This is a genomic window from Cyclobacterium sp. 10D3-21, assembly GCF_055809755.1.
In genome coordinates, this window is sequence record NZ_CM147924.1 from 4,439,943 (window position 1) to 4,455,261 (window position 15,319).

Annotated in this window: 10 protein-coding genes; all 10 read right to left on the bottom strand. The window is 42.4% G+C overall.

All coding sequences use genetic code 11. The features are described 5' to 3' along the window. Nucleotides 1-133: 133 nt before the first annotated feature. Complete coding sequence (locus AC0L7T_RS17305; RefSeq protein WP_473336956.1) at nt 134-694, bottom strand: transposase; 561 nt, start codon at nt 692-694, stop codon at nt 134-136. 165 nt (nt 695-859) lie between these two features. Continuing rightward, the gene (locus AC0L7T_RS17310) at nt 860-2,353 is read right to left on the bottom strand and encodes a neutral/alkaline non-lysosomal ceramidase N-terminal domain-containing protein (RefSeq protein WP_473336958.1); all 1,494 of its coding nucleotides are present in this window, start codon (nt 2,351-2,353) and stop codon (nt 860-862) included. A 59-nt stretch (nt 2,354-2,412) separates the two neighbouring features. Then, complete coding sequence (locus tag AC0L7T_RS17315) at nt 2,413-3,327, bottom strand: hydroxypyruvate isomerase family protein (RefSeq protein ID WP_473336959.1); 915 nt, start codon at nt 3,325-3,327, stop codon at nt 2,413-2,415. A gap of 25 nt (nt 3,328-3,352) precedes the next feature. Continuing rightward, the gene (locus tag AC0L7T_RS17320) at nt 3,353-4,201 is read right to left on the bottom strand and encodes a sugar phosphate isomerase/epimerase family protein (protein ID WP_473336961.1); all 849 of its coding nucleotides are present in this window, start codon (nt 4,199-4,201) and stop codon (nt 3,353-3,355) included. A gap of 37 nt (nt 4,202-4,238) precedes the next feature. After that, nucleotides 4,239-7,265, bottom strand: a complete 3,027-nt coding sequence (locus AC0L7T_RS17325; protein WP_473336963.1) for a PVC-type heme-binding CxxCH protein — start codon at nt 7,263-7,265, stop codon at nt 4,239-4,241. Between the two features lie 49 nt (nt 7,266-7,314). Then, nucleotides 7,315-8,814 (bottom strand): hypothetical protein, encoded by a 1,500-nt coding sequence (locus AC0L7T_RS17330; RefSeq protein ID WP_473336965.1) that lies wholly within the window; start codon nt 8,812-8,814, stop codon nt 7,315-7,317. 12 nt (nt 8,815-8,826) lie between these two features. Continuing rightward, the gene (locus AC0L7T_RS17335; RefSeq protein WP_473336967.1) at nt 8,827-10,311 is read right to left on the bottom strand and encodes a hypothetical protein; all 1,485 of its coding nucleotides are present in this window, start codon (nt 10,309-10,311) and stop codon (nt 8,827-8,829) included. A gap of 52 nt (nt 10,312-10,363) precedes the next feature. After that, entirely contained in the window at nt 10,364-11,899 is a 1,536-nt protein-coding gene (locus tag AC0L7T_RS17340; RefSeq protein ID WP_473336969.1) for a hypothetical protein, read from the bottom strand. Between the two features lie 105 nt (nt 11,900-12,004). Then, nucleotides 12,005-13,594, bottom strand: coding sequence for a hypothetical protein (locus AC0L7T_RS17345; RefSeq protein ID WP_473336971.1), 1,590 nt, complete (start codon nt 13,592-13,594; stop codon nt 12,005-12,007). 93 nt (nt 13,595-13,687) lie between these two features. Then, nucleotides 13,688-15,313, bottom strand: coding sequence for a RagB/SusD family nutrient uptake outer membrane protein (locus AC0L7T_RS17350; protein ID WP_473336972.1), 1,626 nt, complete (start codon nt 15,311-15,313; stop codon nt 13,688-13,690). Between the last annotated feature and the right edge of the window lie 6 nt (nt 15,314-15,319).

The window sequence follows — 15,319 nt, forward strand, 5'->3', positions numbered from 1 at the left end:
TAATTACAAATTACAACTGGATGGGCGAAACAGAAATAGTGGCTGAGCGGAGCTGAAGCCTTAGTTACCGCATTGTAACGGACTACTCATAAATATAGAATTACAAATTATCCCAAGACAGGAATTTCCATGTTCATTTCAAATAAAATTTATCCCCTATCCATTTGACTGGGTTATTTTTTATGTATTCAGAAATATTTTGAAATGCTTTTTCATCGCGGATGATGCGTTCATAATAATTGCGTTGCCATAATTTTTCATTAAATCCCAACAACCTAATTTGTCTGGTAACAGATGATTTATATCCTCGAACAATCGCCCCAATATTATTTGATGGGGATTGTAGGGGTGTTTTCAAAACACCCCTACAATCATGCGATCTGACTTTATTGGGCGAATTCAATTCGCCCTTATTGCCCATATCGTGTATTTCGATGATGCCGTGGATGTGGTTTGGCATAATTACAAATTCGCCCAATTCAACGTTTTTGCGTATTTCTGGTGTTTTTAACCATTCATCATATGCGATTTCACCATATTCATTCAATATCATTTTCCCATTTTCAACCTGTCCAAAACGACTAATTCTGTCCTGACAACATATTGTGATAAAATACAATCCTGCTTGCGCATAATCGTATCCCTTTAAACGGATAGACCTACGATGGTGGATATTTGGGTTGTATTTACTCATGAAAATCCAATATTATCTAAACTACAAATTATTTTCAAAAGAATCTCAACCCCTACAAACCAAAAAAACTTCACCACAAAGAGTCAAATCCTCTCCATGGTGAAGTCAAACACCATTATTTAATGGCTAATTCAGTACGTAAAAATGACTATTGAAAGTCTTCCCTTAATTCAAATCGTTAAAAAGAGCTAACAATTGGGCGATTATCTTGTCAGAAGCAACTTCTTCTACCCTATTCGTAGACAACCAGGTTTCATAACCACCCAATTTATGTTGGGCAGGTGTTGGTAGATAACCGTAGAGCCCGTTGGCCAAGGCTATGGTAAAGTGGTCCTTCATTGGGCTTTTTTCCTTTAATTCTAAACCAATCTCAACAAAAGTCTCAAAAGGAATGGCACCAATACTCAAATCACCAATTTTAAAACCTTGTATGATTACATCAATGTCATCTGGAAAGGTTTCCATCTGCTTGATCCTTGTTGCATAGGTTTTTTCAAGGCTATGTCTTCCTTTAACTGATTCTGGTCTGGCATCAACTTCTTTGACAAATTTGGCCAGTTCTGGACTTGGTCTACGCACCTTAAGGTTTAATTGAGCTTGTCTGGCGCCCAAAGGAACCCAGTCGTGATAACTGATATCATTGTAACCTTTCATCACTGCATTGGCAACATCATCAGCCACCACCTTCATCTTACCATAGGGAGGGTGTTTTACATTAGGACCACGGAAGTTAATATTGTTAATGTCTCCTGAGGTACCATTGGACATCATGGCCACAAAGCCAGGGTTCTGGCGGTCTGCGCCCAGTAATTCCTGTATTTTATCAGCAAACATGCCAAAGTAATCTGCTGAGATATCCCCCTTAGGAACGCCTCCCACATAATGCAAAGAGTAATTGGCCAACAAGGCCAATGGTCTTCCATCTATTGCTTGAATGGAAAGGTAGGATACTTCCGGATCTGTAGGGCCAGCAGGTTCCAAAAGATCAGGATTCCCTACGCCTGGATTCATTTTCGCAATATCAGTACCACCCAAAGGATTTGGTACTGGTGTACCTGGTTTCATTTTCCACCTTCTGTTGAATACATGTTGTGGTACATCCACGGATCCCCAGCCAATTCTGGCAGGTTCCAGGTTTCTTAAGGCGATTTGCACCCCATCGGCAATTCTGCTCGCCATAAAAGCCTGGTACTCATCCAATGGCTCTCCTTTGTGCCATTCTCTTCCTTTATTACCTACCCCGCGGGCACTAGTGGCCGAATGCGTATGGGTAGAAGCAATTAAAACATGAGATGCAGGAATGCCCGTAGCTTCCTCAATGGTTTGCTTGGCAGCATCAAATACATCCTGATCGACGCCTACATTGTCCACCGTCACCAAGACCAATTTTGTTTCGCCATCATCCAATACAATGCTTCGTGCATACAGCTCGTCATGAACGTATTCTGCAGGAGGAGAATTCCAGTTGCCAATGATCGGTCCACCTAATTTTGGCGTAATGTTGCTTTTGTGTGCTCCTGCCTGGAAAAACCTTTTGTCCTCTTGAGAAAAAGCAGGAATACAAACCAGATAGGCAAGAACCACCATACAAATGGTCATTCCATGCAGCCTTATGTTTTTGGCGGACAGCCTATTTCTTTTTGATAGCATCTTTTTCATAGCTTATTTTTAAAATTTAACTCGGGTTATACAATAGAATTGCTATTGCGTATTCGGATTTAGGATGGGTCAACTTGTTTGTATGCTTCCAAAACAGCCAACTCACCTGCTTTTCCTGGCATACTGGAACTATGTTCCAGACCTAAAAAGCCACGGTATCCTTTGTCCCAGATATGTTGCAATAAATTTTTGTAATTGATTTCACCAGACATGGGCTCAAAACGACCGGGAGTATCCCCAATCTGAAAATAGGCAATTTGATCCCAGGCATAATCAATGCTAGGCATTAAATTGCCTTCCTGGATTTGCACGTGGTAGACGTCACACAGTAATTTTACACTTGGACTATCCACGGCCTTGGCCATGGCATAAGACTGAGGCAGAGAATGCAAAAACATGCCCGGATGATTTATTTTATGGTTCATGGTTTCCATTACCATCACCAATCCATGAGGCTCATAGATTTCCGCAACCCGCTTTAAAAGCTCCGTGGCATTGGCCAGTTGAAAATCCCAGGGCAAGCGAGGATCAGCCATTCCTAGTACATTGTGGATAAATTTGGTATTCATCCGCTTGGCTACTTCCACAGAAGCCTTTACCTCCTTGAGTACATTGTCTCTGATGCTTTCATCCCTTCCCGCAAAAGTTACCTGCTTAAAATCCATTGTACCTACAAACTGACCGAAATCCATTCCCAGTTTTTGGAGCGTGTTGCTGATCTTGTTTTGTTCCTCCAATGGACGTCTTTGCAAAAAGGTACATTCCCAAGCGTGAAATCCATTGTCATGACCCCACCTTATCTGGTCTTCCGGTGCCTTTCCAGCAACGTCAGCAAACAACCCAAAATCAGGTGAAAATTTCATATTAAAAGGGCTGGCCTTTGCTACTGCCTCTCTCCCTAATGGCAAACTAAGCCCCGCAAAAGTAGCGGCACCTGCAACAAGGCTATTCTTAAAAAAAGTTCTCCGTTTCATAGTATTGGTTTATTTTGGGTTTAAATCAAGGAGTCAGGTTTCCAAAATACTTGACAGCATGCTTGACATCTTCAAGATTGTCCTCCATTTTGTGTTCACACTCTGCATAAATCTCACCATCAAATTGCTGTCTTTTAAGCTCTTTGACTACTCCTTCAAAATCAATTATACCTTCACCCACCATCACATCATTGGCGGATTGCTTGGCAGCATCCAGGTCCTTGAGATGAAGGCTGATCAAATGCCCCTCAAGTTTTTTAAGGCTCTCTATTGGGTTTAGCCCACTTCTGGTCCAATGCCCCAAGTCTCCACATGCTCCAAAGTTGGGGTGGTTTTTGATGGCTGACAGTACAGAATCCGGATGCCAGTAAATACTACCGGCTTCTTTGGAGTGCTGGTGTAAGGCGATCTTGATCTTATACTCTCCAGCAAGCTGGTCAACCATGTCCCAATGTTCTCTTTTGGGTTCCGCTACCAGGTATTGAATTTTTAGGGATTTGGCCAGTTCAAAAGCTTTTTGCCAACTTTCCTTGTCATTCGCTTTGCCCACATACATGGATTTCATTTTTAAGCCATTTTCTTTCAAAAGCTTTCTTACCGCATTTGCATCTGAAGGGCTGAGGTCTGACATGGTCTTGTCACCAAAGTCTCCACCCAACTTATGAAAATCAAAGCCTTCCACGTATTTCACTCCAGTTGTTTTTGCTTTTTCCAAAGTGGTCGGAAAAGGAAACCTATTGAAGGAATACAATGCTACACCAATATTCCAGTCACTTTTTTTAACTGACAATTCATGTGTAGGACTTTTCACCATACTTGCCAAACCAAGCAACAGTACTGGCAAAGCTATAAACACCCAATATTTCTTTAACATAGTCTTCTATTTTGCTTTCGATGTATTAAATTTTTCTTTATTCTGAATTTCGTATAAAGGCCATCAAATCAGCAATTTTTTGCTGGTCAAGCTGTCCTGCCAAGCCAGGCATAAGGGACATATTCATCCCATTAATGGCTTCTATATCCTGTCTGTTAATTGTTTTTTCAACTCCTGGAGAAGTTCTAAGGCTTATCGCAGCGGAAGTTTCATTCATGATCATTCCTTGAATTGTTTCGCCATCTTTTAATGTCACTTCCCATAAATCAAAGCCAGGCGCTATTGATAAATTGGGATCCAAAATATTGGCCATAAGGTCTTTTGGATGCCAGTTGTGCAAAGTACCCAGGTCAGGCCCAAAAGCCACTCCATTCTTACCTCTAAATTGATGGCAGAGAGCGCAATTTTCGATGTACACCGATTTTCCAGCAATCGGATCACCATTTATTTCCAGTGCTTTTTGATAGTTTTTATTGATCTCTTCTCCTTCATCTTTGGTCAGGAGTTCCCTGGCCAAATTACGGGTAGGCTCGTCTCCATTGTTCATTAACTGCACCCGCATTTTCCAGCCAATTGCTTCGGTTGGGATTTTTCCTGATTGTATGGCGGCCAACAATAGTTTTACCCGTTCGATATCACTCATAAATGTAGTTAGGGCCACATCTCTAATTTCATGGGTCAGGGAATTCCATTTCGTAAGGACATACTCCGGAACATCGGTTCCTTTGATATTTCCCAGCGCTTGCATGGCCGCAATTTGAAGAACGATTGGTTCAGTGGTAGCAATCATACCCTTCAACTGCTCCGCATAAGGTGCAACGTCACCTTCTGGAAGAAACCTAAGAACCTCTGCTCTCCTGCCCTCCGGAATGGATTGGTCTGTGGCGATGGCCATGGCTTTGTCCATGCTGGATTTCAGTAAGGCTTCATCCTTAAAGTCCATGGTTTTAATCAGGTTCAAGGCAGACTTTCTTAGATTGGCATCTGGATGCTCAAAGAAGGCTAAAACTATTTTATCCAAGTAAATTGAAAGTACTTCTTCATTATTTTCATTCCGTTTGATCCCATCAGCTATTCCGTCCAGGACAGGGGCTTCCCATCCCTTATTCCCGGATAAATTGAGGGCAGATTGAAGCAGTTTTTCTGCTTCTCCCTCATTTTCATTTGCTGTAATCATGGCTGTTAATCTACGGATCAAACTGCCATAGGCTGGCACTTCCTTGTCATAGCGCTTGAGCACTGTTCGTAACAAGGGGGTGTTTTTGGAAGATGACGCAGAAAGTGCTGCGATCTGTACCCATTCATCTGACAAGTCTTGAAACAACAATTCTTCAGCTACTTGTGCCGCTTCAGGTGTTTCTATAAATCCCAGAGTGCAGAGCAATTGAAACCTTACTCTGGCATTTGGGTCCGATTTTAATTCAAGCAACGCAGCAACCAATTCATTGGATTCGCTTAAGTGCATTTCGGCCAGCTTGATAGCGTTTTCCCTGACGCCAGCTTCCGTATCATTTAGCGCATCGATGATAAGGTCGGTACTTAGGCCTTTCAAACCCTCTAAAGTCCATAAAGCATGCAATCGTCCTTCGGCAGATTCTTGATTTTTCGCCATTTTTTCCAAGTCCGGAATCACCTCCTGACTTTGGACTGTGACAAGTAGTCGCTGTGCATTGTTTCTCCACCAGTTGTTTTTACTGGCAAGGTGCTTGACCCATTCCTGAGGACTTTCATCTCCGAAAGTTAGTCCTGAAGTCCAATCTGCTTTACCGGTACCTTTAGGGGTAATTCTATATATTCTCCCCATGCCTACCCCATCAGAAAGCCCACCGGCAGATACAGCTTCATCAGACATCCACTCAGGATGTTCAATGATCCTGCGGTAATAATCCAACACATACAATGCTCCATCAGGTCCCACATACATGTTTACGGGTCTGGACCAGGAATCTTTGGAGGCCAAAAACTCCTTGTTATCCCTTAATCTTTCGGCAACGAAAGTGGCTCCTTTTTCCTTTAAAATGTCCACGTGCACGAGATTACTCACGGATTCAGACACAAAAACGGCGTTGTCAAATGGGGCCGGAAAAGTACCACCAAGATAGGCCGTTATACCACTAGAAGAAGTCGTCAACCCTACCGGGGTAAAAAGCTGACGATCTGGGTTAGTGGTTATTTGAAAAACTTCTGTTTCCTTTCCATGGTCCGAAATGGATTCACTTGCATTGGATACAAGTAAGCCTGGGTTTCGGGAAAGGTAAGGTGCTGCAATGACCTCGTGGTATATATGGTTTTGATTGTGTGTCAATAAATACCTGCCCCAGCGATCATAAGTATGGCCAAATTGAGAACGGGTCGAAGCCAATTCCGCCACATGAATATCAGGTCTGAACCTAACAGAATGTCCATTGGCATTTTTGGGCAATTCGGTGCTCCCAGGATGATTGGGAAAAACAATGGTAGTACCTTTGTCCCCAAACTCTTCCTCATATTTTCTAGTGCCAATGTGACCCAGGTGGGACAAATGAATCCAGTTGTCCAACCCATACACCGGATTGTTGACATTTACATGAGGATTCGAAAGGGAAAAACCTGTCATCATGACCTCCCTAACATCTGCTACTCCATCTCCATCAGTATCTTCTAAGTACAATACATCTGGAGCATCTGTAATCAACACCCCTTTTTTCCATCTCAAAATACCATTTGGCAAAACCAGGTTGTCTGCGAAAACCGTGCTTTTATCCATCACCCCATCATCATCTGAATCTGACAGCAATACGATCCGACCAGTACCGCTTTTGTCTATTGGGTAGCCGGGCATTTCAACTACATACAACCTGCCAAACTCATCAATTTCCATATCCACCGGATCACTGACCAATGGTTCATTGGCAATTAATTCCATTTGAAAACCTGGCGCAAGCTCGAAAGTGGCAATGGCATCTTTGGGGGCAAACGACCCATCCGTAGAAGGTCCGCTACTGTCCCCTCCACAGGCTTGTAAAAAGCAAATGGCAGAAAGGTATAAAAAAATGAGATGGTAACTCAATCGTGTGTTTTTCATTATTTATTTGACTAAAATCTCCAGTATTTTTGTATAAATATTATTGGAGCTACAATTTTTTCTTTAAGCGAACGGCATTTTCTTCGTCCCAAAACCTATCAATAATCGCCAGCGTTCTATCCACCAGAACCTGTCCGCCTTCTGCACCTACCACATTGCTTTGACAGACGGCACTGTACCCTCCACCTGCAATGGCTTTTTCTGTAGGCAAGTAGGTTCCTGGACCTGCTAACTGAACAACAAAAGTTTGTAAAGCCTTGCTCCTGGCCTGAATGCGGATTCCGTAATCCGTAAACAATTCAAATTGATTGGTGGCGATTGCTGCATCGCCAATTCTCAACACGTGAATTTCTGAAGAATAAGTGGCTTCAGGGTTTTTCTGTTGTGCTTTGTACCTTTTCAAAACATCTCCAAACCATGTCATTTTGGCATATAGCAATGGGGCTTTATCCGGGTCTGCAGCTATTTGTTCCTGACAATCTTTGACTACCTTTTCTGATTCAATGTATTCTTCTTTGGTAATGATTCGCATTGGAAGTTCCAGGTTTTCCATTTCGTGATGGAAAACCACATTGGAATGGCGGTCATTTTTTACAATTTCGTAGGTGTTTTCTACCGCTCTTATGATTCGTTCAGCGATATCGTCCATACGGGTCTTTTGAGCAAGTTCCTGCATTCTGGCCAATCCAGCTTTTCGGTACATGCTGTGTGGAGATTGGTCGCCTGCGGCTCCAATCCAACCCAAAATACTTACTTTCTGCCCAAAACGGTTTTTCAATTTTTCTCTTACTGGATGCCAATAATCAGCATTGACAGTGGTCTTGTGTTCAAACTCTTGTGCAGGGCAGGCCACATCTACACTCATGGCCAACAACTCATCTGCTTCGTTCCAAAAGAACAAGGCATTCATGTCGTGGTCTTCATAACCTTCAAGGTTTTGAAATTCCTCTTTATTGGTATTGCCATACATTACACTTGTGCCATCTTTATAGACCGTACGTCTGTTGTAACCAACCGCAGCACGTTCCATTCCCCAGGTCACACTTCCTTTGCTACGGTTTGCCCATGCATCTTCAATGGCATCTGCTACATTTCTAACAAATAATGCCCGGTAATCCTTTACCTTGGTTACGCCTTCTTCTGGAATCGGATAGATAAAAGAGGACTCTTCCAAATCATCTTCCAAGACCGGAGCGGTATGGGTATGTGTTGCACTGACGATGATTTTATTTACATTAAAGCCAGGAATTCGTTTGGCTACCTCATCCCTCAGCTCCTGTCGCAAGCGGGCGGAAATATACACCAGGTCACAAGAAACAAAAACTGCCGTATCCAATCCAGTCTGGCCATCTCTTGATTCGATGGCCACTATACCTGCATACAAAGGGGTATCCGCCGTTTCTGCAATTCTCATGTGAAACTGTCCCATAAGTGCCACCGGTAACTCGGGGCTAATGTCGGCTGTAGCTGCTCCCAGGTATAAATCATTGGCCTGCAAAGGCACATTTAACCAAAAGGTCATGGCCAATAACATACATAATTTCACCATAATATTTGTTGTTTATTGTTTAACTTCTTTGTTCCATAATTGATCAATCACCTCCACAGTTCGGTCTACCAAAACCTGTCCTCCGACAGGTCCTACTATATTGCTGTGTATAATTGCGCTGTAAGCCCCACCATTTACAGCACGCTGAGTCGGTAGATAAGAACCCCAATCTGAACTACCTGCGAGCTGGATCACGAAGGTTTGCAAAGCTTTGCTTCTGGCAATCATCCGAATGCCAAAATCCGAAAACAGTTCAAATTCATTGGTACAAATGGCAATGTCTCCCAACCTGATTACGTGCAGGTCCATTGGGTACAATTGTTTTGGATTTTCCAATTGCTTTTCATAGCGTTTCACCGTTCTTTCCTGCCAATTCATCATGCGGTAAAGGGCGTCTGCCGCTTTAGGATCCTCGGCTATTTGCTCTTTAGCGTTCTTGACAAAAGCATTGGCTTCCAAGTAGTTTTTTTCAGTGACCCATCGCTCAGGCAAAGGCAATTCTTCTACATAGTGCTCAAACACGGGGGATGAATGCCTCTCTTCTGCTACTGCGTCATAAGATTCATCTACTGCAAGAATTATTCTTCGAGCCAATTCTTCTGTTCTACTTAGGTTTCTAAGGTTTCGCATCCTGTCATCGGCATCTTTTCTGTACCTCATATGCGGAGTAATGTCACCAGCGGCCGCAGCCCAGCCCAAAACATTGACGTCTTTACCATATTTTTCTTTGAGACCTTCCCGTACTGGATGCCAAAAATCTGCATTGACGGCATAGCGGCCTTCCACTTCCTGTGAAGGGCTGGCCACACCAACAACCATGGATACTAGTTTACCCTTTTCATCCCAAAAAAATAAGGTATTGATATTATGGTCCTCAGAACCCTCAAAACTTCTAAATTCAGGTAAATTGGTTTTACTGCTCATGCCTGAAGTACCATCCGCATATACAATCCGTCTATTGTAACCAGCCACAGCATAACCCATTCCCCAGGCCACAGATCCTGGGGCCCTGTTTTTCCAGGCATCGACAATGGCGGTACTCACTTTATCCACAAAGAATTTGCGATAATCCTTGACCTGAGTAACCCCTGTTTTAGGAATCAAATATTCTCCCTCCAGGGCCAAAACGGGAGCAGTGTGGGTATGGGTCGCATTAAGGAAAATTTTATTTTCATCGATTTCAGGCAGTTGACTTTTCACACCCTGCCTTACAAGTGCAACCAAATCTGTAGGAATATATAGGGCATCACATGAAACGATGATAGCAAGATCTCCAGAGGTACCCCTGGTTTCCATCACCAAAACAGTTGCTGCCAAAGGGGTTTCTGCCACTTCCGCAATCCTCAGATGGAACTGACCAGTTACCGCAACAGGCAATTCTGGCGTAATGTCTACCGTCCGAGACCCTATATAAAGTTGTGAAGCCACAACAGGAGCAACTAGAAAAAGGGTTAAACCAGTGACTGTTGCTATTTTTTTGAAAATTTTCTTTAACATGTTATTGCAGTTCAATGATGAAGGATCTTAATCCCAATAAGTATCCCGATTATTACGGCCAAAGCTTATTGATCATTGCTACAGACCAGTTCACTAAAATCTGTCCTCCTTCAGGCCCTACTTCATTGCTTTCCACAATCGCAGAATAATGCCCACCACGAACGGCTTCTTTTGTCGGTAGGTAATTACCTGGTCCCACCAATTGAAGCACAAAGGTCTGCATGGCATTGCTTCTGGCCTTCATTTGTATACCATATTCAGTAAATAACTCAAATGGGTTGGTACAGATCACAACATCACCAATTCGCAATGCATGAAGCTCTACCGGATACATCGGCTGTGGATTTGATTTCTGAATTTCATAACGATCTACAACTTTACTATACCAGACAATTCTACGGCTGAATTTTTGAGCACTTTCGGCATCTTTCATGTCCTCAGCCCTCATTTTAATTGCATGGTTGTATTCTGTTTCGGTTACCACTCGCATTGGGAGCTCAATATTGTTCACCTCATGCTTCATAACAGGAGCATCATGCTTGTCAATTTTTACCGTTTCATAGGTTTCATTTACAGCACGTATTATTCTACCTGCGATCTCATCTAGGTGGTATTCATTTCTAAAATTTACTTCACCAGAATGAGCAGCAAAATCAGGACTCTTTTTTTCACTGCGCAAAGCGATCATCCTCCATTCTGCAAATTCGTCATATCTTGGTCTAGGCGTTTGGTCACCTGCTGCCCCTATCCAGCCTGCCACTACCAATTGCTGACCGTATTTTTCCTTAAGTCCCTCTCGAACAGGGTGCCAGTAGTCTGCATTTACTGTAGACCTATTTTCCACTATTTGAGCTGGGCTTGGTACATTGATACAAGTGGCTACAAATTCTCCTTTTTGATTCCAAAAAAACAAAGATTGAATGGCTTGGTCTTCAAAACCCTCTACTTTAATGAAATTGGCTTCATGGGTACGTCCATACATTTTAGCGGAGCCGTCTTCATAAACAGCTCTTCTATTGTAGGCTACTTTTGCATGGCTAATGCCCCAAGATACACTGCCCCGTTCTCGCTGGTTAAAGGCAGTCACAACGGTTTTAGCTACCTGATCTGATACAAATTTCAAATAATCCTTAACCTGTGTAACTCCTTCAGGAATATTGTATCGATTGTCTCTCACAACGCCACCTGTGTGGGTATGGGTGGCATTTATTATAATTTTTTTTGTATCTAATTCAGGCAGGCTTTTTTTCACCTCCTTTTGAATCATTTCCTTTAATTCTGTGGGGATGGTGACCATATCACAGGAAACCAATACTGTCGTGTTTGCCCCTTTTGATTCCAAAACAATGACATTGGCTGTCAATGGTGTTTCAGCAACTTTTGCAATACGAACTGTCATCTGGCCATCTACGGCTACAGGTAGCTTCGGTGTGATGTCCACAGTAGCTGCACCGATGTACAAGTCCTGGCCAAAAACGGTATTTGGCAATAACTGGAAAGCAACAAATAAAGTGAAGGATAAAATGGCTAAAAATAGGTTATTCTTAATTTTTGAAACTCGATAATCGATAAGTTTTTGTTTTTCCATAATGATAAATTAATGATTTATTTTATTTATCAGATCCATTTTTATACGAAGCCATGAATTATATCCATGGTAGTAATTTTACTGATTAAAGTGGTAATACTTGGGTTACCACATGGTATTAATAATGGAAAGTGTTTCCTCCACCAATTCATCCCCTCCTTCCGGCCCCATAAGTGTACTCGCTGGAACAGCACCATAGGCGCCGCCTTCGATGGAACGCTTGGTTGGTAAGTAAGAACCTGATCCGGTAAGTTGCACAATAAACGTTTGGATGGCTGGACTTCGGGCTTTCATTTGGGTTCCATAATCCACATACAACTCAAATGGGTTGGTAGCGAAAACGGCATCACCCAATCTAACCACATGCACTTCAATCGGCATTTTAGGCTGAACTTTTTCCAATTCATACCTTTCAGACACCACCAAACCTCTTCTTAATTTGCTATAGCTTACGGTAATGTCTCTGTACCATCTTGGGGTTTTAATCATCGCTGGGTTGTCCCGCAGCTCAGCTTTTAATTTATCGTATTCTGCCTGCCTGGTTTTTGCCTCTTCTGTATCTTTAGCTACATCCTCTGCACTGAGTAGCCTCCTTGAAAGGGGGACTATTTTCATTTCATGATTAAATTCAGGCTGCCAGTCAATATTGGCCTTCATGACGGGAAATAAATCGACAACTTCATCGGCTATACGCTTGGCAATTTGCTTGCGTTGCCCAATGCTTCCCCTACCTGTTCCATCTTCATCAAAACCCAAGAGGTGTTGCATGCGTTCTTCAGCTTTTGAACCTACCATTACATGCGGAGATTGGTCCCCTGCAGCACTGGCCTGCGCCAAAACGTAGATGGAATCACCCAAACTCTTTTTCAAAGCAAGCTTAGTATCATACCAGAAATCCGCAGACAACTTATACGAATGTTCACTTACCTGTGAAGGAGAAGCGACATTGATAATTACACCGGTCAATTGCTTATTTATATCCCATAAATACATGAGGTTCAAGCTGTGATCTTCATGGCCTTCGATATGGCTAAATTCTGGTGAATTGGTATTGCCATACATGCGTGATTTACCATGTTTGAGGGCTTGAAGCCTATTCAATCCAACGACTGCATGGCCAAGTCCGAGGCTCACTCCCCCTGGTTTTCTTTTACCCCAGGCATTGATAACCCCTTGCGCAATTCGATCTGCTGCAAATGGAATATAGGCTGCCGGTGACAATGCTGGCTTGCCATCTGCCATCTGCTCTAAACTTACCCCGTAAATATTTTCTACAGAAGCAGTTGATGCTACGTAAGGAGCCGCATGAGTATGGGTAGCATTAACAATTATTTGCTCTGGCAAGATTGAAGGTACGGCTTTGACCACTCTATTTCTTATTTCATCTCGGAAATTGGCTGTAGTCCTCATTCCATCACTAATTCCCACCAGGTCGCAACTTATCCAAATTGTTTTCTCAGAATTTGCTCCTTTCCCTGACTCTAGCGCTAGAATAGTGGCTGTTACAGGATCCATTACCCCTTCAGAAAGTCTTGCATGAAATTGGCCTGCAACCAGTACTGGCAAATCCGGGGTAATGTCGGCTGTAGACCAGCCCACTTTCAGGTTATCTTTATTTTCTAATTGTGCATATCCTTGAAGGGAGATAACAGATAAAAAAAGCAGGGTGAAAAATTGGTGTTTTAAACAAATCATTTTAGGCTTGATTAATTTCAAAGAACAGTGTAGCAAGAACTTAAGCAGTTATTGCCACACTGTTTTATTATCCTTATTTAAATTAAACTCTTCCTACTCCCAACCCGGATTTTGAGTAAGTTGAGGATTTAATGAGAGCTCCTGAACTGGTATAGGATACATATACAATTTATCATTCCATGTTCTGGTATTGCCAGGATAAATCACCCTGTATTCTCCTGTTTCAGGATCTACAGCTCCTACATAAGTCAAAGGATTTTCCAACAGTTTACCTGCTTTCCATCTCACAATGTCTTCCCATCGGGTACCTTCTCCGGCAGTTTCAATTCTTCTTTCCCTACGGATTTCATTGATTAGAGGCGTCACTGGAACTTCCCAATTTGGCCAATTAGGATCTTCAAAGCCTACATCAACCATTAAATGAGGCATTCCAACCCTATCCCTAAGTAGATTGATACTATTGTCCAATACCTCTTGGGTAGCTTCTCCAAGTTCTGCCTTGGCTTCTGCATAGGTAACCAATACTTTACCATACCTATAAGTAAACACATCTATAGTGGTTTGATTTTGCAACCTGTCCACTTCGTAGGGTGAATATCCCTTCGTGATGTAATAACTTGTGGTCACATAGTTATTGTCAAACTCAGGCATGGCACGGTAATCAACGCTTCCATCAGAGTATATTCTATAAGGACGATCTGGTACATAGATGGATTGCTTCATCCTAGGATCCCTGTCTATAAACTCATCCTCAAAATTTTGATCACCTTGGTACAATGGACTTAGGGCTATTGGAAGTCCATCTTTACTCAAGTAAGATTGTACGAAATCTTTGGTATAACCGGTATGTGGTTCACCTAATGACCTCACATTGTTATGCATGCGAATTCCTTCCACAAATCTCTGGAAAAAGATGACTTCAGGATTTCCAGTGAGATTCTGCTGAACAAAGAGGTCAAAATAATCTTGTTCTGGATTACCAGTAGAATAAAGGCTGAAATTACCCGAATTGATCACGGCTTCTGAAGCTTCTGCTGCTTCTGCTAAAATCACTTCATGGTCACCTAAACCATGGTATTTCCTAAAGGTGCCTTCAAAAAGGCAAGCATCCGCTTTGAAAGCAAGGGCTACATATTTGGTCAACCTGTTTTCCCCGGATTCCTCGGGAAGGTTTGCGATTGCAAAGTCCAAATCTGCTAGCATATTATCAAATACTAACTTCCTGGAATCCCGTGCTTTAACCAATCCTTCTGAATCTGTTTGCAAATCAGTCTCATACCAAGGAACATCTCCAAAACGTTCGATCATTTTTTGGTAATAAAAGGATTTAAAAAACCTTATTTCGCCCTCGTACCTCAAAACCAAGGCATCTTTTTCCATCTCAGCTATTCTTGCCAAAGCATAATTGCAGCGCCTTATCGGTTGCCAATCCCCTTTGCCCCAGCCACCGCCAGTAGCAGGGATTACATATTCCCCCCAGACATAAGAATTTCTGTCACCTGGCGCATTGTTGTCTGATTTATCATCTTTTCGCCAATTGACCTGAGGATCTCTAAGATCAATATAAAATTGATTGGCATAAAGCTCAAGATCTGTGGAGGTGGTCCAAAACTGGGCATCACTTATTTGATCCAGGGGATACCTCTCCAAATATTCATCGTTACAAGCAGTAGTTACCACGAGTAATAAAACAGAAATATATATAGTTATCTTTTTCACGACAGT

Coding starts and splice junctions, on each gene's coding strand:
- AC0L7T_RS17305 (WP_473336956.1), bottom strand. CDS start 694: ATGAGTAAATACAACCCAAATATCCACCATCGTAGGTCTATCCGTTTA.
- AC0L7T_RS17310 (WP_473336958.1), bottom strand. CDS start 2,353: ATGAAAAAGATGCTATCAAAAAGAAATAGGCTGTCCGCCAAAAACATA.
- AC0L7T_RS17315 (WP_473336959.1), bottom strand. CDS start 3,327: ATGAAACGGAGAACTTTTTTTAAGAATAGCCTTGTTGCAGGTGCCGCT.
- AC0L7T_RS17320 (WP_473336961.1), bottom strand. CDS start 4,201: ATGTTAAAGAAATATTGGGTGTTTATAGCTTTGCCAGTACTGTTGCTT.
- AC0L7T_RS17325 (WP_473336963.1), bottom strand. CDS start 7,265: ATGAAAAACACACGATTGAGTTACCATCTCATTTTTTTATACCTTTCT.
- AC0L7T_RS17330 (WP_473336965.1), bottom strand. CDS start 8,814: ATGGTGAAATTATGTATGTTATTGGCCATGACCTTTTGGTTAAATGTG.
- AC0L7T_RS17335 (WP_473336967.1), bottom strand. CDS start 10,311: ATGTTAAAGAAAATTTTCAAAAAAATAGCAACAGTCACTGGTTTAACC.
- AC0L7T_RS17340 (WP_473336969.1), bottom strand. CDS start 11,899: ATGGAAAAACAAAAACTTATCGATTATCGAGTTTCAAAAATTAAGAAT.
- AC0L7T_RS17345 (WP_473336971.1), bottom strand. CDS start 13,594: ATGATTTGTTTAAAACACCAATTTTTCACCCTGCTTTTTTTATCTGTT.